Source organism: Luteimonas sp. MC1895 (genome assembly GCF_016457215.1).
Taxonomy (GTDB): Bacteria; Pseudomonadota; Gammaproteobacteria; order Xanthomonadales; family Xanthomonadaceae; genus Luteimonas.
This window is the reverse complement of the sequence record NZ_JAEMDY010000003.1, coordinates 433,860-458,673: the sequence shown is the minus strand read 5'-3', so window position 1 is coordinate 458,673 and position 24,814 is coordinate 433,860. Positions and strand designations below refer to the sequence as shown.

Below are 24,814 nucleotides of genomic sequence, written 5' to 3'. Positions count from 1 at the left end.
GGACGAACGTGGCGCTTACGCCAGGCCTTCGGCCCTGAGCGCGGCCTGCACGCCCGCGTCCTGCTCCATCCGCGCCTTGAAGGCCGCCACGTTGTCCAGGCCCGACATGTCCACGCCGGTGCCCTGTGCCCAGCGCAGCGTCATATAGAAGTACGGGTCGGCGAAACTGCGGAATCCGGCCAGCCACTCCTTGCCGTCCAGGCGCCGGTCGGCGGTCTCCATCAGCGCCCGCACCTGGGTCCGGGCGGCCGCCTTGACCGCATCGTGCCGGCCTTCGTCGCCGATGTAGCGCGCGGCGGAGAAGATCGGCTTGAACGCGGGGTGCAGGTCGGAATTGACGAACGACAGCCAGCGCGTCGCTTCGGCGCGCTGCCGTGGCGAGCCGTCGCCGGCCAGTCCCGCCTCGGGCCGGCTGTCGGCGATGTAGCCCATGATCGCGGCGTTCTGGGTGAGCACGAACTCGCCATCGACCAGCGCGGGCACCGCGCCTGCGGGATTGATCGCGAGGAACGCCGGTGCCTTCATCGATCCGGCGTCGAGGATCTCGACCTCGTAGGGGCGGCCGCTCCACTCCAGCGCCATGTGGACGGCGGTCGAGCAGGCGCCCGACTTCGAATACAGCTTCATGTGCGGCTCCAGGCATGGGGAAGCCACCATCATCGGCGCTGCGTCCGGGGCGCTCAAGCCGCGGGCGCCGCGCTGTCGCCGGCCGTCAGGACTTCGGCTTCAGGTTCTGCACCCGGAGGAAGGTGTGGTCGCCGATGGTCGCGACCTGGTAGGCGTTGCGCCAGCTCGGGCTGGCGATCGCGTGGGCCATGAAGTGGCTGGCCCCGGGCACGACTTCCTTGCGCTCGCCGGCCGGCAGCGCCCAGTTGCGTTGCGACTCCAGCGCGATGGTGACCGCCTGCGACCAGGCCTCGGTATTGGACAGGCGCGTACGCGGCGACACGATGGTCGGTGCGAACTGCTTGCGCGCGGTCACCACCTCGCACACCGAGTCACCCCACAGCCCGCTGTCGGTGCGGCGCAGGGCGACTTCCGCCACGGCGCGCTGCCCGAGCACGGACTGGTCGCGGGCTTCGAGGTACAGGGTGGTGCTGAGGCAGAGGGAATCTGCGGCCTGCGGCGGCAATACCGATGCCAGCCACAGGATCCAGGCGAGTTTCATGACGGCTCCTTGCTCCGTTGCGCCGGCCGCGCGCCATGGCCGGGTCCTGTTGGACCCGTGCCACCGCATCGCGGAACGGCCTGGCGTGTTGGGGAGGGCGGCGGCACTCTCTGGCGCGCTTGCTGCCCGGGCGCGAAGCCCGCGGAAGTGCGGGACGTGCCGGTTTCCGCCGAAGACGTGGCGGAGAAAAAGTTGGCGCACGTTACTGCCCGGTTTCGAAACGCTGGCTGAACAGGGGTGTGGTGCAACTCCGGCCGGTGGCTGGTTCGAGAAGGCCTCGCCGCTCGTCGGACGTTTGGCGCTGGCGCCGTGATTGGCCCGAAGTTTGTTATGCCATCGTTAACGCGGTCTTCACGGCACCGAACCTAACCTGCAGCGCGATCCGGCCATGCTGATGGTCGTGTCCATTGACAGTTTCAGGCGGCTTCGGCATCGCTCGGCACCGTCCACCACCCAAGGAGCAACAACATGATCAACAAGAAGCTGCTGTGTGCAGCCATGCTGCTGGCCGGTCTGGGCGCTGCCCACAGTGCCGCCGCGCAGGAATTCGACGACCGCTGGTATGTGACCGGCAGCGTCGGCTTCAACATCCAGGACAACGACCGCGGCACCAACGACGCGCCGTTCGGCACGCTGGGCATCGGCAAGTTCGTCTCGCCCAACTGGTCGGTGGACGCCGAGCTGAACTACCAGAACCCGAACTGGGACGCCAACCAGGACCTGAACTGGAGCCAGTACGGCATCTCGTTCGACGCCCGCCGCCACTTCATCGCTGAAGGCCGCAGCTGGAACCCGTACCTGCTGATGGGCCTGGGCTACCAGCGCGAAGAGATCGAACTGGACAACTTCCCGAACCCCGATTCCCCGTTCCAGGAAGAAGACGGTGCGGTCGCCGGCAAGTTCGGCGTGGGCGTGCAGGGCAATGCCGGGCGTGCGCGCCTGCGTGCCGAGCTCGCCTATCGCGCGGTGGCGCTCGACGACACCCGCGCCCAGCTGCTGAACGACGATCCGCCGCCGGAGCGCAATGACGGCGAAGACTGGTTCGGCGACGTGCTGGCCTCGGTCGGCGTGGTGATCCCGCTGGGTCCGGAGCCGACCGCCCCGGTCGCCCCGGCGCCGGTGGCCCCGAGCTGCGCCGACATGGACAGCGACGGTGACGGCGTGAACGATTGCGACGACAAGTGCCCCGGTTCGCAGGCTGGCCAGACCATCGGTCCGGACGGCTGCCCGGTGCCGGTGTCGATCGACCTGAAGGGCGTCAACTTCGACTTCGACAAGTCGACCCTGCGCCCGGACGCGGTTTCGATCCTCAACGAGGCGATCGAGATCCTGAAGCGTTACCCGGAGCTGAAGGTCGAGGTGGCTGGCCACACCGACTCGAAGGGCACCGACGCCTACAACCAGTCGCTGTCGGAGCGCCGCGCGACCGCGGTGTACGACTACCTGACCGGCAACGGCATCGACGCTTCGCGCCTGGTGGGTCCGAACGGTTACGGCGAGAGCCGTCCGATCGCGCCGAACACCAATGACGACGGTTCGGACAACCCGGACGGCCGCGCGCGCAACCGCCGCACGGAGCTGAACGTCCAGAACTGAGGACATCGGCACCCGCAGTGAACACGAAGCCCGGCCTTGCGCCGGGCTTCGTGCCATGGGGCCCGGCACTGCCGGGCCCCGTGCGTTTAATGGATGGTTAACATCTACCTGAATGTGTATCATGCCCCCGCGACTGGCCGGGGTCGGTCCTCTGGATTGGCCCCGATGCTCCCGCCGTTCCCCCTTTTCATTCCTGATTGACCTTAGGAGTAATCAATGAAGATTCGCGTGCTGAGCACTGCCTTGCTGGCAGGCCTTGCGTTCTCGCAGGCCGCCGCCGCCCAGGAATTCGACGACCGCTGGTACCTCACCGGCAGCGCCGGCTTCAACCTCCAGGACAACGACCGCGGCACCAACGACGCGCCGTTCGTCGGCCTGGGCCTCGGCAAGTTCATCGCACCCGAGTGGTCGGTCGATGCGGAACTGAACTACCAGAACCCCAACAACAACGCGAACCAGGACCTGAACTGGAGCCAGTACGGCATCTCGCTCGACCTGCGTCGCCACTTCCTGGCCGAAGGCCGCAGCTGGAACCCCTACCTGCTGATGGGCGTCGGTTACCAGCGCTCGGAAGAAGAGTACGACGCGTTCCCGAGCCCGGATTCGCCCGGCCAGCGTGAAGACGGCAACTTCGCCGCCAAGGTCGGCGTGGGCGCCCAGGGCGGCACCGGTCGCGTGAAGCTGCGCACCGAGCTCGCCTACCGCGCCGACTTCGACGACACCAGCGTCAGTGCCCCCAGCGAAGACTGGTTCGGCGACGTGCTGGCCTCGGTCGGTGTGGTGATCCCGCTGGGTCCGGAGCCGACCGCCCCGGTCGCCCCGGCGCCGGTGGCCCCGAGCTGCGCCGACATGGACAGCGACGGTGACGGCGTGAACGATTGCGACGACAAGTGCCCCGGTTCGCAGGCTGGCCAGACCATCGGTCCGGACGGCTGCCCGGTGCCGGTGTCGATCGACCTGAAGGGCGTCAACTTCGACTTCGACAAGTCGACCCTGCGCCCGGACGCGGTTTCGATCCTCAACGAGGCGATCGAGATCCTGAAGCGTTACCCGGAGCTGAAGGTCGAGGTGGCTGGCCACACCGACTCGAAGGGCACCGACGCCTACAACCAGTCGCTGTCGGAGCGCCGCGCGACCGCGGTGTACGACTACCTGACCGGCAACGGCATCGACGCTTCGCGCCTGGTGGGTCCGAACGGTTACGGCGAGAGCCGTCCGATCGCGCCGAACACCAATGACGACGGTTCGGACAACCCGGACGGCCGCGCGCGCAACCGCCGCACGGAGCTGAACGTCCAGAACTGAGGACGTCGGCACCCGCAGTGAACACGAAGCCCGGCCTCGCGCCGGGCTTCGTGCGTTTGCGGCTGCTACACTCGCGGCCCTGTGCAGACGAAGTGGATCGACGAAATGAAGCGTGCAGCGTGGGTGGTGGTGGCGATCGGCCTGGTGACTCCCGGCCTTGCGATGGCCGCGGTCGATTGCGGCAGCCTGCCGGCCGCCGGTACCGCGCCGCGCGCCAGCGTGCTTGCGCCGCTGGCGACCGAACTGGTGGCGCCGTCGTACATGCTCGGCGCCAACAGCGGCGTCCTCGGCCACGCCTATGACGAGTCGCAGACCGTCGACGAGGTGCTGCTTCGCCGCCGGATCGAAGGCTGCCGCAACGTGGCCATCGCCACGCCGGCCAGCGTTGCCAATCCGAACGATCCGGGCGCCTACAAGCCGCAGACCGAGTTCGACAACACCCCCTGGCGCTTCGACATGAACCAGAACGGCCGTCGCATGACCGCCGACGAGTTCGATGCCTGGATGAAGGCGCGCGGCGTCCGCGTCGCGCGCGGCAGCGCGCCGGCGGCCGTGCCGGCGGTTGCCCCCGGAGCGCCCGGCGCCGAAGCGCCTGCGGCTGCCGAAGCCGCTGCGCCGACCGCACAGCCGGCGCCTGCGCCGACGTCCGACGACGGCGAGCGCCGCTGAGGGACGCGCCGCGCCCGGGCGTCCGGCACGGGCTGGCGCGCGCGCTGTCCAAGCGCGGCATCTGTTCGCGCAGCGAGGCCGAACGCCGGGTCCGCGAGGGCCGGGTAGAAGTCGATGGCCGGGTGGTGCGTGATCCCGAGCACCCGGTCGACGTCAGTCGCGCCCGTATCCACGTCGACGGCGTGGACGCCGCGCTGCCGGTGGCCCGCTACCTCGTCCTGAACAAGCCGCGCGGCCTGGTCACCACGGCCAGCGACGAGCGCGGCCGCGAGACCGTCTACCGCTGCTTCGACGGCGCCGGCCTGGGCTGGATCGCGCCCGTGGGACGCCTGGACCAGGCCAGCGAAGGCCTGCTGCTGTTCACCAATGATCCCGCGTGGGCGGCAGCGGTCACCGACCCGGCTCGCGGACCCGACAAGACCTACCACGTGCAGGTCGACGCCTGTCCCGCCGAGCCGCTGCTCGAAGCGATGCTGCGCGGCCTGCGCGTGGATGGCGAACGCCTGTCGGTCGCGTCGGTGCGGGTACTGCGGACAGGCGCCCGCAACGCATGGCTCGAAGTGGTGCTGCACGAGGGCCGCAACCGGCAGATCCGCAGGCTGATGGCCGCCTGCGGCCTCGAGGTGTTGCGCCTGGTACGCGTGGCGATCGGTCCGGTGGTGCTGGGCGAGCTCGCCAAGGGCGCGTGGCGCGCCCTGGACGACGCGGAGCTGGCGGCCCTGGTTCCGCCGTCGACACCCGCCGCGGCCTGAGGGCCGCCGAGGCCCGCGTGGGGCAGGGCGTTTGCGGCGCCCGCGAGCGGCAGGGCCGCGGCCGGTCCGGTCCGGTCAGGCCTTGAGCACGCCCAGCTCGTGGCCGATGCGCGTGAAGGCATCGATCGCCCTGTCGAGGTGCTCGCGGGTATGTGCCGCCGACAGCTGGGTGCGGATGCGCGCCTGGCCCTGGGGCACCACGGGAAAGAAGAAGCCGATCGCGTAGATGCCTTCCTCGAGCAGGCGCTCGGCGAAGCGCTGCGCCAGCGGCGCGTCGTACAGCATCACCGGACTGATCGGATGCACCCCCGGCTTGATGTCGAAGCCCGCGGCGGTCATCCGCTCGCGGAAGTAGGCGGTGTTCTCCGCCAGCCGCTCACGCAGCTCGCCGGCCGCATCGAGCATCTGGAATGCCTTGGTGCCCGCGGCGACCACGTGCGGCGGCAGCGAGTTCGAGAACAGGTAGGGCCGCGAGCGCTGGCGCAGCAGTTCGATCACTTCCGCCTTCGCCGTGGTGAAGCCGCCCAGGGCGCCGCCCATGGCCTTGCCCAGGGTGCCGGTGATGATGTCGATCCGGTCGAGCACGCCCTTGACCTCGGCCGAGCCGCGGCCGGTGGCGCCGATGAAGCCGGTGGCATGGCATTCGTCGATATGGACCAGCGCCTCGTACTTCGCCGCCAGCGCCGTGATCTCGTCCAAGGGCGCGATGAAGCCGTCCATCGAGAACACGCCGTCGGTGGTGATCATGATCGTGCGCGCGCCGTCGGCGCGGGCCTGCTTCAGCTGCGCCTCCAGGTCGGCCATGTCGCAGTTGGCGTAGCGGTAGCGCTTCGCCTTGGACAGGCGCACGCCGTCGATGATCGAGGCGTGGTTGAGCGCGTCGCTGATGATCGCGTCGGCTTCGCCCAGCAGCGGTTCGAACAGGCCGCCGTTGGCGTCGAAGCAGGCGGCATAGAGGATCGTGTCCTCCTTGCCGAAGAAGCCCGCGATCGTGCGCTCCAGCTCCTTGTGCAGGTCCTGGGTGCCGCAGATGAAGCGCACCGAGGCCAGGCCGAAGCCATGCGTGTCCAATGCTTCGCGCGCGGTCGCGATGATGTCCGGGTGGTCCGCCAGGCCCAGGTAGTTGTTGGCGCAGAAGTTCAGCACCCTGCGACCGTCCTCGAGCGTGATCTCGGCGGACTGGGGGCTGGTGATGATGCGCTCGGCCTTGAACAGGCCGGCCTCGCGGATCTCCTCGAGGGTGTCGGCGTAGCGCTGGGTGATGGACATGGTCGGGACGCCTTCGCGAAAACGGATCCCGGATTCTACGTGTCGCCTTCAGCCTTTGCCGCCGCGGCCCCGCTGCAGCACCTGGCTTTTCAGCCAGCCATCCCACAGGGCCTGCAACGCGGGGACGTCGATTGGCAGCCCGTGCGCCACGCCCTCCGAAGCCAGCCACTGGTCGAACGTGGCGCCGCCGGCGATTGCAGCGCTGATCGGGACGAGGATGCGCGGGTCGCCACTGGTCTCGGCCAGGAACAGGGCCAGCAGCAGCGATTGTCCGTAGAAGCTGTCGACGCCGGGGAACTCACCGCCGTCCGCGACCACCATCTGCACGCCCGATCCGGACCGGGGGCCGCGGGACAGGGCGCGGGCAAGCGCAGCGGAGCGGACCGGATGCTCGGCCTGGAGGAAGTCGGTCAGCCCAGGGATGGTCTGCGGCCGGTGCTTCGCCGCGTCGATGAACGATTCCAGGTGGCGCGCCTGGGCTTCAGGCGGCTCCATCAGGATCGCGACTGCCTCATCGAGCCAGTCCGGGGCTGGTGTGCCATATCGCACCTGCAGCGACGCCCCGGCGGCGTCCGGCCAGTACATCGCGGCGTACATCGCATGGCCGACTTCGTGACGCAGCGTGACCGCTTCGCGTTCCGCCGCGCCAGCCAGGGCCCGGGTGATGCCTGCGCGGTCGACACCGGCCTGGCGCATCGCGCGCTCGGTCATGGCCCGCTTGGCACTGGCGGGCAGCCAGACCTGGGCGTAGTCGAGCCCGTGGGCCCGGGCATGGTCGTTGGCGACGAGCGGGTCCAGATCCGTACTCAGGATCAAGGTGCCGACTGGTGCACGGCCGAAGTGGAGCATGTAGTGCTGCGCCGCATCGCCGAGCGCATCCGCCGCCCGGTGGGCTTCTTCTCCGGTGTCGGCGTACGCCAGCCCGTGGGGAGTCGACACGCACACCGGTGCAGGCGGCGCTTCCACCTCCGGGCACAGCAGGTCGCCCGCCGTCGCCACGCCGGGTATCGCCAGCAACGCCATCACCGCGAATTGCTTGAGCACGCGCACCACCTTCCATGGTTGGACTCTCGACCGCGGCGACCAGCCGTCCGCGGCGTGGAACCGACGGCTCAACGCCAGTCGAGCACGACCTTGCCGGATTTCCCCGATTCCATCAGGTCGAAGCCCTTCTGGAACTCGTCGGCCGGCAGCTGGTGGCTCAGCACCTTTTCGAGCGGGAAGCCCGCCAGCACCAGCTGGGTCATCTTGTACCAGGTCTCGTACATGCGCCGGCCGTAGATGCCGTGCAGCACGAGGCCCTTGAAGATCACCCGGTCCCAGTCGATGCCCGCGCCCTTGGGCAGCAGGCCGAGCAGGGCGACCTTGCCGCCGTGGTACATGCAGTCGAGCATGTCGTTGAAGGCCGCCGGATTGCCGCTCATTTCCAGGCCGACGTCGAAGCCGTCCATGTTGAGCTCCGCCATGACCTCCTTCACCGAGGTCTTGCTGACGTTGACCACGCGCGTGGCGCCCATGTCCGCGGCCAGCTTCAGGCGGAAGTCGTTGACGTCGGTGACCACCACGTTGCGCGCGCCGATGTGCTTGCAGATGCCCGCGGCCATCACGCCGATCGGGCCGGCGCCGGTGATCAGCACGTCTTCGCCGACCACGTCGAACTCCAGCGCGCAGTGCGCGGCGTTGCCGTAGGGATCGAAGAACGCCGCCAGCTCCGACGGGATCTGGTCGGGGATCGGCCACAGGTTCGAGGCCGGCATCACGATGTACTCGGCGAAGGCGCCGTTGCGGTTGACGCCGATGCCGACCGTGTTCGGGCACAGGTGCTGGCGGCCGGCACGGCAGTTGCGGCACTGGCCGCAAACGATGTGGCCTTCGGCCGAGACCCGCTGGCCGATGTCATAGCCGGTCGCGCCCGGGCCCAGCCTGACCACGCGGCCGACGAACTCGTGGCCGATGGTCAGCCCCTGCGGAATGGTGCGCTGCGCCCACTCGTCCCAGAGGTAGATGTGCAGGTCGGTGCCGCAGATCGCGGTCTTCTCCAGGCGGATCAGGACCTCGTTGGGGCCCGGCTCGGGCACCGGGACTTCCTCCATCCAGATGCCCTTGGCGAGCTCGCGCTTGACCAGCGCCTTCATGGTGGTCGGGATCGTGGACTGCTGGGGCTGCGACATGGTTGGGCCGGTCTGCTGGGTCGAAACCGCGATTGTACCGCCGGGCGCGGCCACGGCCGGTCGCGTGACCGGCGGCATTTGCACCCGGCCGCCGGGCCGGCCTATGGTCGCGGGCTGTCCGCACACCGGGAACCACATGCGCCTGAGTCCTGTCGCCGCCGCCCTCGCCGCCGTCCTGCTGCCCGCCACCGCCTTCGCCGACGAAGGCATGTGGCTGCCCTCCCAGCTCCCGGAGATCGAATCGGCCATGCGCGGCTCGGGCTTCCAGGGCGACCCCAAGGACCTGTCCGACCTGTCGAAGCCGCCGATGAGCGCGGTCGTCTCGCTGGGCGGCTGTACTGCGAGCTTCGTCTCGCCCCAGGGGCTGGTGGTCACCAACCACCATTGCGCGCACGGTGCGATCCAGCTGAATTCGACTCCGGAGAACAACCTCATCGTCGACGGCTTCAACGCCCCGACGATGGCCGACGAGCTCCCGGCGGGCCCGGGGGCGCGCGTGCTGGTGACCGACCGCTTCGAGCGCATCACCGACCGCATCCTCGCCGATGCCCGCGGCAAGACCGGGCGCGCCTACCACGACGCGGTCGACGCCGCCTCCAAGGCCGCCGTGGCCGAGTGCGAGGCCGAGCCCGGCTACCGCTGCAGCGTGGTCGACATGTACTACGGCACCGACTTCCACCTGGTGCGCCAGCTGGAGATCCGCGACGTGCGCCTGGCCTATGCGCCGCCCGACGCGATCGGCAGCTATGGCGACGAGATCGACAACTTCATGTGGCCGCGCCACAGCGGCGATTTCACCTTCTACCGGGCCTATGTCGGCCCCGACGGCCAGCCGGCCGCGCATTCGCCGGACAACGTGCCGTTCAAGCCGGCCGCCTGGCTGACGGTGTCCACCGAGCCCTTGGCCGAGGGCGATTTCGCCATGCTGGCCGGCTACCCCGGCCGCACCTTCCGCCACCGCACCGCGGCCGAGTTCGCCGACCAGGTCGAGTGGCAACTGCCGTCGCGCGTCGAGCTGATGACGGCGCTGCTGGCGGCCGTGGAGCGCGGCACGGCCGAGGACGCCGATGCCGAGGTGCGCTACGCGGCCCAGGTGGCCAGCCTCAAGAACACCCTCAAGCGCGCCCAGGGCGAGCTCGACGGCCTGCGCCGCAGCCATGCGGTGGCCGAGCGCCGGCGGCAGGAAGCGGCGATGTCGCGCTGGCTCGCGGGCCAGCCGGATGCCGCCGCCACGGTCGCGGACATCGCGTCGGCGGCCGAGGTCATCGCCTCGGCCCGTGCCACCCGCGAGCGCGACCAGCTGTTCGGCCTGATGCAGGCCCAGACCCAGCTCCTGCGCAGCGCCGTCCAGCTGCAGCGGCTGGCGCTGGAGCGCGGCAAGCCCGACGCCGGGCGCGAAAGCGGCTACCAGCTGCGCGACGAGGCCCGCATCGAGGCCGCGCTGCGCCAGGCCCAGCGCCGCTACGCGCCGGCGGTCGAGCGCGCGCTCCTCGCCGAACTGCTGGCGCGCCACCGCGCGCTGCCGGCCGACCAGCAGGTGCCGGAGATCAATGCCGTGTTCGGCACCGACGCGGCGGCCACGGAAGCCGCGCTGCAGGCGCTCTACGCGGACACCGCGCTGGCCTCCGAAGCCGAGCGCCTGCGCCTCCTGGCCGCCGATCCGGCCGAGGTGCAGGCGTCCAGCGATCCGCTGATGCGCGCGGCCGCCGCGCTGCAACAGGCGACATTGCGTTTCGAGGCCGAGGACAAGGCGCGCGCCGGCGAACTGCTGCGGCTGCGTCCGGCCTACATGCGCGGGATGATCGGCCACGCGCGCAGCGAAGGCCGGGCGGTCTATCCGGACGCCAACTCCACCCTGCGCGTCAGCCATGGCCGCATCGAGAGCCTGCAGCCGCGCGACGCGGTGAGCTGGTCGCCGCTGACCACGGTCGAAGGCATCGTGGAAAAGCACACCGGCGTCGCGCCCTTCGATGCGCCGGACCCGCTGCTGGCCGCCATCGCGCGCCGCGACTTCGGCGCCACGGTCGATCCCGGCCTCGGCACCCAGACCGTCAACTTCCTCACCAACCTCGACACCACCGGCGGCAATTCCGGCTCGCCGGTGATGGACGCGCGCGGCCGGCTGATCGGGCTGAACTTCGACAGCAACTGGGAGGCGGTCAGCGCCAGCTGGAAGTTCGACCCGCGCTACAAGCGCGCGATCCACGTCGACGCGCGCTACATGCGCTGGATCATGGCGCGCGTCTATCCGGCGCCGCAGCTGCTCGCCGAGATGGGGCTTCCGCTCGACGGCGCCGATCGCCCTGCCGTGCCGGCGGCCGCCGCTGGCCGCTAGACTCGGGCCATCCGTTCCGACCTTCTTTCCACACCGCACCAGGAAACCAGACATGGGCAAGACCGTCCTCGCCACCGCCGCGGCCGCGTTCGTCGCCGCCATCTCCAGTCCCGCTCCCGCACACGGGGGCGAGGGCATGTGGGTGCCGCAGCAGCTTCCCGAGATCGCGCAGCCGCTCAAGCGCGCCGGCCTCAGGCTCAAGCCGGAGCAGCTGGCCGACCTCACCGGTGATCCGCTGGGCGCCGTGGTCTCGCTGGGTGGCTGCACGGCGAGCTTCGTCTCGCCGCAGGGCCTGGTGGCGACCAACCACCACTGCGCCTACGGTGCCATCCAGCTGAACTCGACGCCGGAGAAGAACCTGATGCGCGACGGCTTCTATGCCGAAGCCATCGGCGACGAGATCAGCGCCGGGCCGACCTCGCGCATCTTCGCCCTGGAAGCCATCGAGGACGTCACCGACAAGGTGCAGGCCGCGGTCGCCGGCGCGCCGGATGCGCTGGGCCGCACCAACGCGCTGGATGCGATCGAGAAGTCGCTGGTGGCCGACTGCGAGGCCGAGGCCGGCTACCGCTGCCGCCTGTACAGCTTCGCCGGCGGCAACACCTATCGGCTGTTCAAGAACCTCGAGATCCAGGACGTGCGCCTGGTCTACGCGCCGCAGGGCAGCGTCGGCGCCTATGGCGGCGAGGTCGACAACTGGATGTGGCCGCGGCACACCGGCGACTTCGCGTTCTACCGCGCCTACGTCGGCAAGGACGGCAAGCCCGCGCCCTACGCCGAGGACAACGTCCCCTACACGCCGAAGCGCTGGCTGAAGTTCGCCGACAAGCCGCTGCGCGAGGGCGACTTCGTCATGGTGGCGGGCTATCCGGGCCGCACCGCGCGCTACGCGCTGGCCAGCGAGTTCCAGGACACCCAGGACTGGCAGTACCCGACCATCGTCCGCCACTACAAGGCGATGCAGAAGATGGTGGCCGAGGCCGGCAAGGCCAATCCCGACATCGAGGTGAAATACGCCAGCACCATGCGTGGCTGGGAAAACGTCTACAAGAACTACGACAGCCAGCTGCAGGGTTTCCAGCGCACCGGTGCCATGGCCACCAAGGAAGCGCAGGAAGCGGCCGTGCTCGCTTGGGCGCGGGAGCAGGGCGAGGCCGGGCAGGGCGTGCTGGATGCGCACGCGAAGCTGCTCGAACTCAATGCCGCCAGCCGCGCGACCCGTGACCGCGACCTGGTCTTCGGCCAGTTCAACGGCACCGGCCTGCTGTCGACCGCGATCCGCGGCTACCGCCTGGCCATCGAGCGCGAGAAGCCCGACGCCCAGCGCGAGCAGGGCTACCAGGAACGCGACCTGCCGACGCTGGAGGGCGCCGTGCGCCAGATGGAGCGCCGCTACGTGCCGGAGATGGACCGCGGCCTGCAGCGCTACTGGCTCGACGCGTACGCGAAGCTGCCGGAAGGCCAGCGCATCGAGGCTCTCGACGCGTGGCTGGGCGGCAGCACCGAGCGCGCCATCAATGGCGCGCTCGACCGCCTCGGCCGCAGCGAACTGGCGGACGGCACCGACGCGCGGCTAAAGTGGCTGCGCGCCGACCGCAAGTCCTATGAATCGAGCAAGGACCCGGCGATCCGCTACGCGGTGGCGGTGATGCCGACCCTGCTGGCGCAGGAAGCGGAGCGCAAGGCGCGCGCCGGCGACGCGCTGCTGGCGCGCCCGGTCTACCTGCAGGCGGTGGCCGACTACAAGGCCAGCAAGGGCGAATTCGTCTATCCGGACGCCAACTCGTCGCTGCGCATCACCTTCGGCAACGTCAAGCCCTATACCAAGCTCGACGGCACGCCGCAGAAGGCCTTCACCGTGCTCGAGGAGATCCCGGCCAAGGACACCGGCGAGGACCCGTTCGACGCGCCCAAGGCCCTGCTCGACGCCGTCGCCGCCAAGCGCCACGGCGGGCTGGCCGATCGCCGCCTGAAGTCGGTGCCGGTGAACTTCCTGTCCGACCTCGACATCACCGGCGGCAACTCCGGCTCGCCGGTGCTGGACGCGAACGGCAAGCTGGTCGGCCTGGCCTTCGATGGCAACTGGGAGTCGGTGGCCTCGAACTGGGTATTCGACCCGGTGATGACGCGGATGATCTCGGTCGACCAGCGCTACATGCGCTGGATCATGCAGGAGGTCTACCCCGCGCCACGCGTGCTGGCCGAACTCGGGCTGGAGCCCAGGCGGTGAGAATCCTCCTCGCCCGCCACGGCGAGACGAGCTGGAACCGCGAGGGTCGCTACCAGGGCCAGGAAGACATCCCCCTGTCGGACACCGGTGCCAAGCAGGCGCTGCGCCTGGGCGAGCGCCTGCACGACGTGCGCATCGACCGTGCGGTGGCGTCGCCACTGGCGCGCGCCTACGACACCGCCCGGCTGGCGCTGGGCGAGGCGCGGGCGGACATGCTGGAAGTCGACGAGGGGCTGATGGAGATCGCCCACGGCAGCTGGGAAGGCAAGCTCGCCAGCGAGATCCGCGAGGCCGACCCGGAGCGGCTGGCCGCCTGGCGCGACGCACCCGACAAGGTGCAGATGCCGGGCGGCGAGTCGCTGAAGCAGGTGCTGGAGCGCGCCTGGCCGGCGTTCTCCAACGCCTGCGCGGGACTGGGGCCGGAGGACACGCTGCTGGTGGTCTCGCACGACGCCGTCAACCGCGTCCTGCTGTGCCGCGTGCTGGGCCTGCCGCTGTTCCGGCTGTGGACGTTCCGCCAGGCACCGGCGACGCTCAACCTGCTGGAAGGCCCGGACCCGCAGCACCTGGAGGTGGTGCGCCTGAACGACTGCACGCACCACACCCTGCTGTTCGGCGAAGCGGTGCACCGGGCGCTCTGAGCCATGGCCGATCCGCGCAGCCTGCAGGACTGGCTCCGTGACATCGAGGGCCGGCATCCGCGCGAGGTCGACCTCGGCCTGGAACGCGTGCGCGAAGTCGCCCTGCGCATGGGCCTCGGCCGGCCGGCGCGCCTGGTGGCCACGGTGGCGGGCAGCAACGGCAAGGGCTCGACCGTGGCCTTCATCGAGGCGATCGCCGCCGCCTCCGGCCTGCGGGTGGGCGCCTACACTTCCCCGCATCTGCTGGCCTACAACGAACGCGTGCGCATCGATGGCGCCGACGCCGGCGATGCCGCGCTGGTCGAGGCCTTCGAAGCGGTCGAAGGCGCGCGCGGCGCAACCTCGCTGACCTATTTCGAGGTCGGCACGCTCGCCGCGCTCTGGCTGTTCGAACGCGCCGACCTGGACCTCGCGGTGCTCGAGGTCGGCCTGGGCGGGCGCCTGGATGCGGTCAACCTGGTGGATCCGGACGTGGCGGTCATCACGACCGTGGACCTCGACCACCAGGACTGGCTCGGCAACGACCGCGAGGCGATCGGCGCGGAGAAGGCGGGCATCGCGCGCGCGTGGACGCCGCTGGTGCTGGGCGAGGACGATCCGCCGTCGAGCGTGCTCGGCCACGCCTACGCGATCGGTGCCTCGGCGATCCGCGCCGGCAGCGACTACCGCTTCGGCCGGGACGCGGGCGGCGAGGGCTGGTGGTGGCGGGAGCCCGGCTTCGAGCTCGCGCTGCCGCTGCCCGGACTGGCGGCGCCGGCGCAGCTGCGCAACGCCGCGGCGGCGATCGCGGCGCTGCGCGCGCTCGACGTGGAGGTCGACGAGGGTGCCTGGGCGCGCGGCGTGGCCGCGGCGCAGGTGCCGGGGCGGCTGCAGCGCTTTGATCGCCGCGGCGTCGAAGTGCTCGTCGACGTGGGCCACAACCCGCAGGCCGCGCGCGCGCTGTCGGACTGGCTGCGCGCCGCGCCGCCGCTGCGCACGGTGGCGGTCTACGGTGCGCTGGCCGACAAGGACGCGTGCGGGGTCGTGGACGCGCTGGCCGGTCAGGTGGACGGCTGGCACCTGGCCGGCACCACCGCGGCCGGCACCCGGGGCCGTGACGCACAGTCGCTGGCTGCGAGTCTCGGTACCACCGCCGCCGCCGATGCAACGCGCCACGACGACGTCGACGCGGCGCTGGAGGCGGCGCTGGCCGATGCGGGCGCCGGCGGACGGGTGCTGGCATTCGGCTCGTTCCACGTCGCGGCCGCGGCGCTGGCCTGGCTCGCTGTCGCAGGTTCAGAAGCCGGAGCGGGCGGGGCCGTATAATTCGCGGGCCTCCCCGCTGCCCGAGCGCCCATGGATTCCGGACTGAAACAGCGCCTCATCGGCGCCGCGGTACTGATCGCCCTGGCCGTGATCTTCCTTCCGATGCTGGTGCAGGGTCCCGCACCCGACAGCGGCGTGTCCGATCTTTCGCTGCACGTGCCCGGTGCGCCCTCGGGCGACTACGTCACCCGCGACCTGCCGCTGGTTGCGCCGGCGGCCACCGACAGCCCCGGCCTGCTGGCCGACGACGGCAGCCTGGCGACGGTGGACACCGCGACCGCGCAGCCTGCTGGCGAAGGCGTGTCCGACGATGCGGCCGACCTGGCCTCCGGCGTGGAGACCGCGCCGCTGCAGGACGCCGCAGGTCCCGCGGTCCAGCCGCTGCCGGCGCCGATGCCGATGCCGGCGGCGGGTCCGGATCCGGCCGACGGTGCCAGCGCCGCCGCTGCCGCGCGCGAAGCCGCCGCGGCGCAGGCGCGGGCCGCGCAGGTCGCGGCACAGACACCCGAACCGGCCAGGCCCGAGCCCGCGAAGCCGGACCCGCCGAAGCCCGATCCGGTGGCCGCCCCCGCGCGCCTGCCGCCCGCGACCGCCGGCGGCGATTACGCGGTGAACTTCGGTGCCTACGGCAGCCGCGCGGACGCCGGCACCGTGGTGACGCGCCTGCGCCAGGAAAACCTCCCCGCCTACGTCGAGGAGACCCGGGTGGGCGGCCGCGACGCCTGGCGCGTGCGCATCGGCCCCTATGCCACGCAGGCCCATGCCGAAGCGGCACGCGTGCGTGCCGGCGGCATCGGCTCGCGGGCACAGGCCTCGGTGGTGGCGCTCGACGCGGCGGCGCCCGCGTCCAGCACGCCGGCTGCCGCGTCCAGCGCCCGGACTCCGGCGGCCCGAGCGCCTGACAGTGCCGCTTCGTCGGCAAGCACGCCGGCCGCTCCGGCGGCGAGCGCCGCCGCGGGCACCGGCTTCGCGGTGCAGCTGGGGGCCTTCGGCAACGCCGCGGAGGCCAACGCGCTGCGCGATCGCCTGCGTGGCGCCGGCATCGGCGCGTTCACCGAGACCGTGCAGACCGACAAGGGCACGCTCACGCGCGTCAAGGCCGGTCCGGTCGTGACCCGCGCCGAGGCCGACCAGCTCCGGTCGCGGGTGAAGTCGAGCGTCGGCATCGACGGCCTCGTGCGCTCGCATCCCTGATTCCCCCCGCTCCAACTGACACCCGGAAACCAGCTCATGTGCGGCATCGTCGGCATCGTCGGAACCACTGAAGTCGCAGCCGCGCTGTATGACGGTCTGACCGTGCTGCAGCATCGCGGGCAGGATGCGGCCGGCATCGCCACCGGCAAGGGCACGCGCCTGCGCGTGCACAAGGGCAACGGCCTGGTGCGCGACGTGTTCGACGCCGAGGCGATGGCCCTGCTCGACGGCCGCGTCGGCATCGGCCATTGCCGCTATCCGACCGCCGGCAGCGAGGGCAGCGACGAGGCGCAGCCGTTCTACGTCAATTCGCCCTACGGCATCGCGCTGGCGCACAACGGCAACCTGATCAACACCGATGCGTTGCGTCGCGAGATCTTCGAGACCGACCGCCGCAACATCAATACCGAGTCCGACTCGGAAGTGCTGCTCAATGTGTTCGCGCACGAGCTGGACGGCCAGCGCGCGCTGACGCCCGATGCCGCGCTCAACGCGGTGGAAGGGCTGCATCGCCGCGCACGTGGCGGCTACGCCGCCGTCGCGCTCGTGCTGGGCCTGGGCCTGGTCGCGTTCCGCGATCCCAACGGCATCCGCCCGCTGGTGCTGGGCAAGCGCGAGGTCGAGACCGGCACCGAGTACGCGGTGGCATCGGAGTCGGTGGCGCTGGACATCCTCGGGTTCGAGCGCGTGCGCGACGTCGCGCCCGGCGAAGGTCTCGTCATCACCGCGTGCGGCGAACTGCACGCGCGCCAGTGCGCCGAGCCCGCCGAGCACGCGCCCTGCATCTTCGAATACGTGTACTTCGCGCGCCCGGATTCGATGATCGAGAACATCTCGGTGCACAAGGCGCGCATGCGCATGGGCGTGACGCTGGGCGAAAAGATCCTGCGCGAGTGGCCCGGGCACGACATCGACGTGGTGATCCCGATCCCGGACACCTCGCGCGATTCGGCGATGGAGCTGGCGAACGTGCTCGGGGTGAAATACCGCGAGGGCTTCGTCAAGAACCGCTACGTCGGCCGCACCTTCATCATGCCGGGGCAGGGCGAGCGCGCGAAGTCGGTCAAGCGCAAGCTCAACGCGATCCCGCTGGAATTCCGCAACCGGGTGGTGCTGCTGGTGGACGATTCGATCGTCCGCGGCACGACGTCGAAGCAGATCGTGCAGATGGCCCGCGATGCGGGTGCGCGGAAGGTCTACCTGGCCTCGGCTGCGCCGCCGGTGCGCCACCCCAACGTCTATGGCATCGACATGCCGTCGGTGGAAGAGCTGGTGGCCAACGGCCGCAGCGAGAAGGAGATCGAGGCGCTGCTGGGCTGCGACTGGCTGGTGTACCAGGACCTCGCCGACCTCGAGGCGGCGGTGGCCGGGCACAAGTTCCCGGGCCGGCGCTTCGACAGTTCCTGCTTCAGCGGCGAGTACGTCACCGGGATCGAGCCGGGCTATTTCGACAGCCTGCGCCAGCTGCGTTCGGACGAGGCGAAGACGACGCGCCGCGCGGGTGCCTGAGGCGATGGCGGGTTCGCTGTTCGACGCCGCCCGCGCGTGCCTCGATGCAGCGTCGCCCGACGACAAGGTGGCGATGACGCACGCGACGGCGGCGGCGTTCCGCGAGGGCACACTGACCGTCCACGCCGGTCGCGCTGCCGGCGCCGACGGCCATGGCGGCACCGGCGACGCGGCGGGGCCCGAGCCGATCCGCATGCCCGGCCGCCCGCCGCGCCCGCGCCTGGTGCATCCGCGCGAGCTGCCGCGCCGCGGCTTCGGCACCGACGAGGGCCGCGCGGCCTTCATCCACGCCATCGCCCACATCGAGTTCAACGCCATCGACCTGGGCTGGGACGCGGTCTACCGCTTCCGCGACATGCCGGAGCAGTACTACGCCGACTGGGTGATGGTGGCCGACGACGAGGCGCGTCACTTCACGATGCTGCGCACGCGCCTGCAGGCGATGGACTTCGATTACGGCGCGTTCGACGCGCACAACGGGCTGTGGGAGATGGCCGAGAAGACCGCGCACGATGTGCTGGCGCGCATGGCGCTGGTGCCGCGGGTGCTGGAGGCGCGTGGCCTGGACGTGACGCCCGGGATGATCGTGAAGCTGCGTGCGCTGGGCGACCATGCCACCGCCGACATCCTCGAGGTGATCCTGCGCGAGGAAGTGGCGCACGTGGCCGCCGGCAGCCGGTGGTTCCGCTGGTGCTGCGGGCGCGAAAGCATCGCGCCGGAGCCGCGTTTCCGCGAGCTGCTGGCCGAGTACGCGCGCGCGGTGCTGCATGGGCCGTTCAACGTCGATGCGCGCAGCGCGGCGGGCTTCAGCGAGGACGAGCTGGCGGCGCTGCAGCAACTGGCCGGCTGACGCCCACAGCGCATCCGGGGACGATCGGAGCGCCTGTAGGAGCGGCTGTAGGAGCGGCTATAGCCGCGATCGGCGGCACGCAGGTATTGCGACACTCCGGATCGCGGCTTTAGCCGCTCCTACAGCCGCTTCGGTGCCCCAGCGCTACGGCGTCCCCAGCGCCTGCAGCTCCAGCCTCCCGGCCTCCACCCGCAGCACCGAACCCTGCTCGTACCAGTCGCCCAGCACGACGCGCGTGCAGGCGCGGCCGTCGACCGCGAGCGCATGCACAGCAGGGCGGTGGGTGTGGCCATGGATCATCAGGTCCACGCCATGCGTGCGGAACGCGGCATCGACGGCTTCGGGTGCGACGTCGGTGATCGTTTCCATGGTGCCGGCGTCGCGCAGTTCGCCCTGGCGGGCCTGGCTGGCGGCGCGTGCCTGGTGGGCGAAGGCGAGCCTGGCGTCCAGCGGTTGCGCGAGGAACTGCGCCTGCCACGCGGGGTCGCGGGTCTGGGCGCGGAACTGCTGGTAGGCGAGATCGTCGGTGCACAAAGTGTCGCCGTGCATCAGCAGCGCGCGCCGTCCGTGCAGGTCGACGACCGCCGGATCCACCAGCAGGGTCATGCCCGCGCGCCGCGCGTAGTCCGCGCCCAGCAGGAAGTCCCGGTTGCCGTGCATGAAGAACACCGGCACGCCGGCGTCCGCGAGCGCGCGCAGCCTGTCCGCCACGAACGCACCCGTGTCCGAGGGATCGTCGTCGCCGACCCAGGCCTCGAACAGGTCGCCGAGGATATACAGGGCGTCCGCGCCACGCGCCTCGCCGTCGATGAACTCCCCGAACAGCCGGGTGATCCCCGGCCGTTCCGGATCCAGGTGCAGGTCCGAGATGAAAAGCGTCGTCATCGCCTGATTGTAGATCCACGGCGCTGCTCCCTTTCGGGTTCGGCCGCCCGGCGCGGACGCAGGAGCGGATGTCCAGCCGGAATTTGCGCTGTCCTGCTTCCAGTTCCGGCCGCCGGCCTTCCATGGCCGGCTCTGGGCATCCCCTCCTGCGCCCGCGCCGGGCACCACCTCTCTCGCGGTCTGGAAGGAGAACCAGCCACTCGCCGCTCGCCGCCGCTTCCCCTGTAGGAGCGGCTACAGCCGCGATCGCTTCGCTCATCATGTGGCGTCGGATGTGGTCGTTGACTGTTGCAATTGCGGTCGCGTTTCAAGCCGAAGCCGAGAAATGCCACAGCCCGTCCCGCGCACAGGGGGTGTGCGGACAGCCGGCCATGGATGGCCTGCGGCGGGCCTTGGGAGCAGGACGCGGACAGGACGGGGGAGCACACCCCCTGTGTGCGGGACGGGCAGCGAGGTGCATGACGGAGCCGCTTCCTCGCAGCGACGAACCTGGCGGCGTCACCGATCGCGGCTATAGCCGCTCCCACAGGATGGCGGCTGTAGCCGCTCCGACAGGATCGCGGCCGTAGCCGCTCCCACAGGCGTGCCGCCGGCCGGCGCATCTCCCCGCGGTTGAGGGAAGCACCTAAAATGTCCGGTCATCCGAGCCAGTCCACGATGCCATGACCGTCCGCACCCGCTTCGCCCCCAGCCCCACCGGCTACCTGCACATCGGCGGCGCCCGCACCGCCCTGTACTGCTGGCTGGAGGCGCGCCGCCACGGTGGCAGCTTCATCCTGCGCATCGAGGACACCGACCGCGAGCGCAGCACCCAGGCCGCGATCGACGCGATCCTTGAAGCCATGGACTGGCTGGGCCTCGACTACGATGAGGGCCCGATCTACCAGACCTCGCGCGTGGAGCGCTATCGCGAAGTGGCCGAGCAGCTGGTGGCTGCCGGGCAGGCCTATTACGCCTACGAGTCGAAGAACGAGCTCGACGCCATGCGCGAGGCCGCCATGGCCAAGGGCGACAAGCCGCGCTACAACGGCGCCTACCGCGAGCAGGGCGCGCCGTACCGCGACGATCTTAACCGCGTGATCCGCCTGAAGAACCCGCTCGACGGCGTGGTCGCCTGGGAGGACAAGGTCAAGGGCCGCATCGAGATCAGCAACGCCGAACTCGACGACCTGGTGATCTTCCGACCGGACGGCTATCCGACCTACAACTTCGCGGTCGTCGTCGACGACCTCGACATGGGCATCACCGACGTCGTCCGCGGCGACGACCACGTCAACAACACCCCGCGCCAGATCAACATCTACCGCGCGCTGGGTGCCGAGGTGCCGGCGTTCTCGCACCTGCCGATGATCCTCGACGAGCAGGGCGCCAAACTCTCGAAACGAACCGGCGCCGCCGACGTCATGCAATACCGCGATGCCGGCTACCTGCCGCACGCGCTGCTGAACTACCTCGTGCGCCTGGGCTGGTCGCACGGCGACCAGGAGATCTTCTCGATCGACGAGATGAAGTCGCTGTTCGACCTCAAGGACGTCAATGCCAAGGCCGCGCGCCTGGACATGGCGAAGCTTGGCTGGCTGAACCAGCAGTACCTGAAGGACGACGCGCCTGAGGATGTCGCGAAGCACCTGGAGTGGCACCTGCGCGACGCCGGCTACGACCTCGCCGCCGGCCCCGCGCCGGCCGACGTGGTGCTCGCCCTGCGCGACCGCGTGCAGACGCTGAAAGACATGGCCGAACGCGCCGCCGTCTGGTACCAGCCGCTCAGCGGATACGACGACAAGGCCGTGGCCAAGCACCTCAAGCCCGAGGCGCAGGCGCCGCTGGCCGAAGCCCGCCATCGCCTCGAGGCCCTGACGGGCTGGTCGGTCGAAGCCATCGCCGAAGCCCTGCAGGCCACGGCCGAAACCCTGGGCCTCGGCATGGGCAAGGTCGCGCAGCCGCTGCGGGTGGCGATCACCGGCACCCAGGTGAGCCCGGACATCGCGCACACGGTCTACCTGGCCGGCCGCGATGAAGCCCTGGCGCGCATCGACGCCGCGATCGCGCGCATTCCCGCCTGACCCCACTTGTAGGAGCGGCCATGGCCGCGATCGGCGCGCACCCTCGATGTAGGAGCGGCCATGGCCGCGATCGGCCGCGCACCCCCGATGCAGGAGCGGCCATGGCCGCGATTGGCGCGGGTGTCCGACCTGTTCCGTCGCACGGCGATCGCCGCTATAGCGGCTCCCACAGCTGGTGATGGCAGCCTGTGATGACCGGGGGTGATGGAGCCTTGCGATGTCAGCCGGGGCGATGGCAATGGCCGTGCGGCTTGAGTCCCCACCTGTTCGGCACCATCATCGTTGGCATGCCCACGCATGCCTGCACCGATCCCAAGCACCATGTCCACGACGGCGCCGCCTTCGTGGACGCTGTGGAGCGCGCCTGCCGCGAGCGTGGCCTGCGCCTGACGCCGATCCGCGCGCATGTGCTGGGCCTGATCGCCGAGGCCGAGCAGCCGATCAAGGCCTATGACCTGCTGGACCGGGTACGCGAGGGTGGCGGTCCCGGCGCCGCGGGGCCTCCGACGGTCTACCGCGCGCTCGATTTCCTGCTGGCCAACGGGTTCATCCACAAGCTGCAGTCGGTCAACGCCTTCGTCGCCTGCCACCACCCGAGCACCGCCCAGCATTCCGTTCCGTTCCTGATCTGCGATACCTGCCATGCGGCGGTGGAGCTGGAGGACAGCAAGATCGTCGCGGCGCTGGATGAGCGCGCGCGCGCGCTGGGGTTCCAGCCGCGGGCGCAGACCCTGGAAGTGCACGGCACCTGCCGCGACTGTGCGGCCAACGAGGGGATCGCCCGCTAGCGTGCCACTGCGGCGGGGAACAGGTCCTCGCTGCCGGCGGGCAGCGAACCCTCCAGCCGCAGCAGGAAGGCCTTGGTCGGCAGTCCGCCGCCGAATCCGGTGAGCGCACCGTTGGCGCCGATCACGCGGTGGCAGGGCAGCACGATCGGCAGCGGATTGCGGCCGTTCGCGGCCCCGACGGCGCGCATGGCCGACGGTCGCCCGATGCGCTGGGCAAGGTCGCGATAGCTCCAGGTGGCGCCATAGGGGATCTGCGCCAGGGTGGACCACACCTCGCGCTGGAAGCCGGTGCCATGGGGCGACAGCGGCAGGTCGAAGGCCTGGCGCGTGCCTGCGAAGTACTCCTCGAGCTGGCGGACGGTCTGCACCAGCACGTCGTTGCTGCCTTCGGTCCAGTCCTGTCCGGGCGGTGGCGGACGCGGCGGGGGAAAGTCGATGCGGCGCAGGCCGGTGTCGTCCGCGACCAGGGTGAGCACGCCGATCGGCGTGTCCAGGTGCATGAAGGTGGTGCTGGGCATCAGGGGGTTCCTCGTATCGGGCGCCGGGGACGGGCGGGGCGCAGTGCCGGACGTGGCGCGGAAGCGTTCACGGCAGGTGTCGGCATGGCCTCTTTCCAGAGGTGGATCACCGCGTAGGCGCGCCACGGCCGCCAGCGCTCGGCGCGCGCCGCGGCGGCCTTTTCCGACAGTGCGCCGCCGTTGTCGGCGAGCGCCTTGCGCAGCACCAGGTCGCCTGCCGGGAATGCGTCCGGGTGGCCCAGCGCGCGCAGGGCGATGTACTGCGCCGTCCACGGTCCGATGCCGGGCAGGGCGACCCAGCGCGCGACGAAGGCGTCGAGCGGACGCTCCGGATTGAAGTCGACGCGACCGTCGAGCAGCGCCGCGGCCATTCCGCGGAGGGTGTCGGCGCGGGCGCGGGTGAGGCCGATCGAGCCGAGATCGGCGTCCACCAGGGCCTCCGGCGTCGGGAACACGCGTTCGAGTCCGTCACCGAATGGCGCGCCCAGGGCCTCGCCATAGCGCTGCGCGAGCCGGGTCGCCAAGGTCCGTGCCGCGGTCACGCTGACCTGCTGGCCGAGCACGGCGCGGACCGCGACCTCGAAGCCGTCCCAGCCACTGGGCAGGCGCAGCCCGGGTCGCGCCCGGAGCAGGGGCGCGAGGCGTGGATCCGACGACAGCGCGCTGGAGATCACCTCCGGGTCGGCATCAAGGTCGAACATGCGCCGCAGCCGCTGCACGATGTCGAGCAGGCGCGATGCCAGCGGCGCGTGCAGCTCCAGCTTCAGCGCATGCTCCGCCGGCCATTGGGAGACCCGCAGCCAGCCGTTCGCGCCTCCGGGGCCGCCGATGACGCGCGCGTAGCCGCCGGCATCCACGCGTTCGATTCCGGGCAGGGCGCGGCCGCGCAGGAAGTCGAGCATCGCCGCGAAGTCGTAGGGCGGGCGGTAGCCCAGGCGCAGCGCCAGCGTGTCGCCACCCGCGCGCGCGGCGGCGCCGGGCTGCCGGCGGAGGTCGCGGGGCGCCATGCGGTAGGCGTCGCGGAAGGTGGTGTTGAAGCGGCGCAGGCTGCCGAAGCCTGCGGCCAGGGCGACCTCGGTGATCGGCAGCGCGGTTTCGGTGAGCAGCTGCTTGGCGAACAGCAGGCGGCGCGTGCCGTGCACGCCCACCGGCGGCGCGCCCAGGCGCTCCACGAACAGGCGGCGCAGCTGGCGCTCGCCCAGGCCCACGCGCCCCGCGAGCGCCGAGAGCGGCGCCCCGGCCAGCGCGCCCTGGTCGATCAGCGCGAGTGCGCGCGCGATCGCGGCATCGCCGCGGCGCCACGCGCCGTCGGACGGCGACAGCTCCGGGCGGCAACGCAGGCATGGGCGATAGCCGGCGGCCTCCGCGGCGGCGGCGTTGGCGAAGTAGCTCACCCGCTTCGCATACGGGGCCGGGCAGACCGGGCGGCAGTAGATGCGGGTGCTGTGGACGGCGGTGAAGAACAGCCCGTCGAAGCGCGGGTCGCGGCTGCGACGTGCCTGGTCACAGGTCTGCGGCGATGGCAGGGCGGGCTGGGGCATTGACCGAGGCTAGCACCGGCCGCCA

Annotated in this window: 21 protein-coding genes; 13 read left to right on the top strand and 8 right to left on the bottom strand. The window is 70.9% G+C overall.

The genetic code is table 11. From position 1 onward, the window contains the following. Positions 1 to 15: 15 nt before the first annotated feature. Both JG616_RS10190 and JG616_RS10185 read right to left on the bottom strand, forming a co-directional pair. Positions 16 to 627 (bottom strand): glutathione S-transferase N-terminal domain-containing protein, encoded by a 612-nt coding sequence (locus JG616_RS10190; RefSeq protein ID WP_199392489.1) that lies wholly within the window; start codon positions 625 to 627, stop codon positions 16 to 18. An 85-nt stretch (positions 628 to 712) separates the two neighbouring features. Continuing rightward, positions 713 to 1,168, bottom strand: a complete 456-nt coding sequence (locus JG616_RS10185; protein ID WP_199363348.1) for a cell wall hydrolase — start codon at positions 1,166 to 1,168, stop codon at positions 713 to 715. Between the two features lie 471 nt (positions 1,169 to 1,639). Between JG616_RS10185 and JG616_RS10180 the strand changes: the two genes are divergently transcribed. The 4 genes from JG616_RS10180 to JG616_RS10165 all read left to right on the top strand — a co-directional run bounded on the left by JG616_RS10180 (position 1,640) and on the right by JG616_RS10165 (position 5,490). Further along, the gene (locus JG616_RS10180) at positions 1,640 to 2,764 is read left to right on the top strand and encodes an OmpA family protein (protein WP_199392535.1); all 1,125 of its coding nucleotides are present in this window, start codon (positions 1,640 to 1,642) and stop codon (positions 2,762 to 2,764) included. 216 nt (positions 2,765 to 2,980) lie between these two features. Next, positions 2,981 to 4,069, top strand: a complete 1,089-nt coding sequence (locus tag JG616_RS10175) for an OmpA family protein (protein WP_199392488.1) — start codon at positions 2,981 to 2,983, stop codon at positions 4,067 to 4,069. Positions 4,070 to 4,174: 105 nt separating this feature from the next. Then, positions 4,175 to 4,738 (top strand): hypothetical protein, encoded by a 564-nt coding sequence (locus JG616_RS10170; protein ID WP_234446497.1) that lies wholly within the window; start codon positions 4,175 to 4,177, stop codon positions 4,736 to 4,738. After that, positions 4,735 to 5,490, top strand: coding sequence for a pseudouridine synthase (locus JG616_RS10165; protein WP_199392534.1), 756 nt, complete (start codon positions 4,735 to 4,737; stop codon positions 5,488 to 5,490). Before JG616_RS10170 ends, JG616_RS10165 begins: the two co-directional genes overlap by 4 nt. A 75-nt stretch (positions 5,491 to 5,565) precedes the next feature. On the opposite strand, the gene kbl is transcribed toward JG616_RS10165, so the two are convergent. The 3 genes from kbl to tdh form a co-directional block, all read right to left on the bottom strand. Then, positions 5,566 to 6,759, bottom strand: a complete 1,194-nt coding sequence (kbl, locus tag JG616_RS10160) for a glycine C-acetyltransferase (RefSeq protein WP_199392487.1) — start codon at positions 6,757 to 6,759, stop codon at positions 5,566 to 5,568. Between the two features lie 48 nt (positions 6,760 to 6,807). Continuing rightward, positions 6,808 to 7,803 carry a hypothetical protein gene (locus JG616_RS10155; RefSeq protein WP_199392486.1) on the bottom strand — a complete coding sequence of 332 codons (996 nt, stop codon included), beginning with the start codon at positions 7,801 to 7,803 and terminating at the stop codon, positions 6,808 to 6,810. Between the two features lie 68 nt (positions 7,804 to 7,871). After that, positions 7,872 to 8,906, bottom strand: coding sequence for an L-threonine 3-dehydrogenase (gene tdh / locus JG616_RS10150; RefSeq protein ID WP_199360792.1), 1,035 nt, complete (start codon positions 8,904 to 8,906; stop codon positions 7,872 to 7,874). 160 nt (positions 8,907 to 9,066) lie between these two features. Between tdh and JG616_RS10145 the strand changes: the two genes are divergently transcribed. The 7 genes from JG616_RS10145 (at position 9,067) to JG616_RS10115 (ending at position 18,994) form a co-directional block, all read left to right on the top strand. Further along, positions 9,067 to 11,265 carry a S46 family peptidase gene (locus JG616_RS10145; protein ID WP_235973078.1) on the top strand — a complete coding sequence of 733 codons (2,199 nt, stop codon included), beginning with the start codon at positions 9,067 to 9,069 and terminating at the stop codon, positions 11,263 to 11,265. A gap of 136 nt (positions 11,266 to 11,401) precedes the next feature. Further along, positions 11,402 to 13,495: a S46 family peptidase gene (locus tag JG616_RS10140; protein WP_235973098.1), complete on the top strand. Its 2,094-nt coding sequence runs from the start codon at positions 11,402 to 11,404 to the stop codon at positions 13,493 to 13,495. Beyond that, entirely contained in the window at positions 13,492 to 14,136 is a 645-nt protein-coding gene (locus JG616_RS10135) for a histidine phosphatase family protein (RefSeq protein WP_199392484.1), read from the top strand. Before JG616_RS10140 ends, JG616_RS10135 begins: the two co-directional genes overlap by 4 nt. A 3-nt stretch (positions 14,137 to 14,139) precedes the next feature. Then, positions 14,140 to 15,441 carry a bifunctional tetrahydrofolate synthase/dihydrofolate synthase gene (folC, locus tag JG616_RS10130; protein WP_199392483.1) on the top strand — a complete coding sequence of 434 codons (1,302 nt, stop codon included), beginning with the start codon at positions 14,140 to 14,142 and terminating at the stop codon, positions 15,439 to 15,441. Between the two features lie 30 nt (positions 15,442 to 15,471). After that, positions 15,472 to 16,635: an SPOR domain-containing protein gene (locus JG616_RS10125; RefSeq protein ID WP_199392482.1), complete on the top strand. Its 1,164-nt coding sequence runs from the start codon at positions 15,472 to 15,474 to the stop codon at positions 16,633 to 16,635. Positions 16,636 to 16,671: 36 nt separating this feature from the next. Then, positions 16,672 to 18,144, top strand: a complete 1,473-nt coding sequence (purF, locus tag JG616_RS10120) for an amidophosphoribosyltransferase (protein ID WP_199392481.1) — start codon at positions 16,672 to 16,674, stop codon at positions 18,142 to 18,144. A 4-nt stretch (positions 18,145 to 18,148) separates the two neighbouring features. Then, the gene (locus tag JG616_RS10115; RefSeq protein WP_199392480.1) at positions 18,149 to 18,994 is read left to right on the top strand and encodes a ferritin-like domain-containing protein; all 846 of its coding nucleotides are present in this window, start codon (positions 18,149 to 18,151) and stop codon (positions 18,992 to 18,994) included. A 144-nt stretch (positions 18,995 to 19,138) separates the two neighbouring features. On the opposite strand, the gene lpxH is transcribed toward JG616_RS10115, so the two are convergent. Then, complete coding sequence (lpxH, locus tag JG616_RS10110) at positions 19,139 to 19,879, bottom strand: UDP-2,3-diacylglucosamine diphosphatase (RefSeq protein WP_199392479.1); 741 nt, start codon at positions 19,877 to 19,879, stop codon at positions 19,139 to 19,141. Positions 19,880 to 20,541: 662 nt separating this feature from the next. On the opposite strand from lpxH, the gene gltX reads away from it, so the two are divergent. Next, positions 20,542 to 21,942 (top strand): glutamate--tRNA ligase, encoded by a 1,401-nt coding sequence (gltX, locus tag JG616_RS10105; protein WP_199392478.1) that lies wholly within the window; start codon positions 20,542 to 20,544, stop codon positions 21,940 to 21,942. Between the two features lie 287 nt (positions 21,943 to 22,229). Then, the gene (locus JG616_RS10100) at positions 22,230 to 22,730 is read left to right on the top strand and encodes a transcriptional repressor (protein ID WP_199359862.1); all 501 of its coding nucleotides are present in this window, start codon (positions 22,230 to 22,232) and stop codon (positions 22,728 to 22,730) included. On the opposite strand, the gene JG616_RS10095 is transcribed toward JG616_RS10100, so the two are convergent. Continuing rightward, a complete protein-coding gene (locus tag JG616_RS10095; RefSeq protein ID WP_199359863.1) occupies positions 22,727 to 23,248 on the bottom strand; it encodes a methylated-DNA--[protein]-cysteine S-methyltransferase in 522 nt (173 codons plus the stop codon). The two genes, JG616_RS10100 and JG616_RS10095, sit on opposite strands and share 4 nt — an antisense overlap. Next, on the bottom strand, positions 23,248 to 24,789 hold the full coding sequence (locus JG616_RS10090; RefSeq protein WP_199359864.1) for a DNA-3-methyladenine glycosylase 2: 1,542 nt from the start codon (positions 24,787 to 24,789) through the stop codon (positions 23,248 to 23,250). The genes JG616_RS10095 and JG616_RS10090 overlap by 1 nt, the downstream gene beginning before the upstream one ends. Positions 24,790 to 24,814: the final 25 nt, after the last annotated feature.

Excerpts from the sequence above, each read along its gene's own strand:
- JG616_RS10115 (WP_199392480.1), top strand. The coding sequence starts at position 18,149 with ATGGCGGGTTCGCTGTTCGACGCCGCCCGCGCGTGCCTCGATGCAGCG.
- folC (WP_199392483.1), top strand. The coding sequence starts at position 14,140 with ATGGCCGATCCGCGCAGCCTGCAGGACTGGCTCCGTGACATCGAGGGC.
- JG616_RS10175 (WP_199392488.1), top strand. The coding sequence starts at position 2,981 with ATGAAGATTCGCGTGCTGAGCACTGCCTTGCTGGCAGGCCTTGCGTTC.
- kbl (WP_199392487.1), bottom strand. The coding sequence starts at position 6,759 with ATGTCCATCACCCAGCGCTACGCCGACACCCTCGAGGAGATCCGCGAG.
- JG616_RS10100 (WP_199359862.1), top strand. The coding sequence starts at position 22,230 with ATGCCCACGCATGCCTGCACCGATCCCAAGCACCATGTCCACGACGGC.
- lpxH (WP_199392479.1), bottom strand. The coding sequence starts at position 19,879 with ATGACGACGCTTTTCATCTCGGACCTGCACCTGGATCCGGAACGGCCG.
- JG616_RS10140 (WP_235973098.1), top strand. The coding sequence starts at position 11,402 with ATGTGGGTGCCGCAGCAGCTTCCCGAGATCGCGCAGCCGCTCAAGCGC.
- purF (WP_199392481.1), top strand. The coding sequence starts at position 16,672 with ATGTGCGGCATCGTCGGCATCGTCGGAACCACTGAAGTCGCAGCCGCG.
- JG616_RS10185 (WP_199363348.1), bottom strand. The coding sequence starts at position 1,168 with ATGAAACTCGCCTGGATCCTGTGGCTGGCATCGGTATTGCCGCCGCAG.
- JG616_RS10095 (WP_199359863.1), bottom strand. The coding sequence starts at position 23,248 with ATGCCCAGCACCACCTTCATGCACCTGGACACGCCGATCGGCGTGCTC.
- JG616_RS10170 (WP_234446497.1), top strand. The coding sequence starts at position 4,175 with ATGAAGCGTGCAGCGTGGGTGGTGGTGGCGATCGGCCTGGTGACTCCC.
- JG616_RS10090 (WP_199359864.1), bottom strand. The coding sequence starts at position 24,789 with ATGCCCCAGCCCGCCCTGCCATCGCCGCAGACCTGTGACCAGGCACGT.
- JG616_RS10145 (WP_235973078.1), top strand. The coding sequence starts at position 9,067 with ATGCGCCTGAGTCCTGTCGCCGCCGCCCTCGCCGCCGTCCTGCTGCCC.
- gltX (WP_199392478.1), top strand. The coding sequence starts at position 20,542 with ATGACCGTCCGCACCCGCTTCGCCCCCAGCCCCACCGGCTACCTGCAC.
- JG616_RS10190 (WP_199392489.1), bottom strand. The coding sequence starts at position 627 with ATGAAGCTGTATTCGAAGTCGGGCGCCTGCTCGACCGCCGTCCACATG.
- JG616_RS10125 (WP_199392482.1), top strand. The coding sequence starts at position 15,472 with ATGGATTCCGGACTGAAACAGCGCCTCATCGGCGCCGCGGTACTGATC.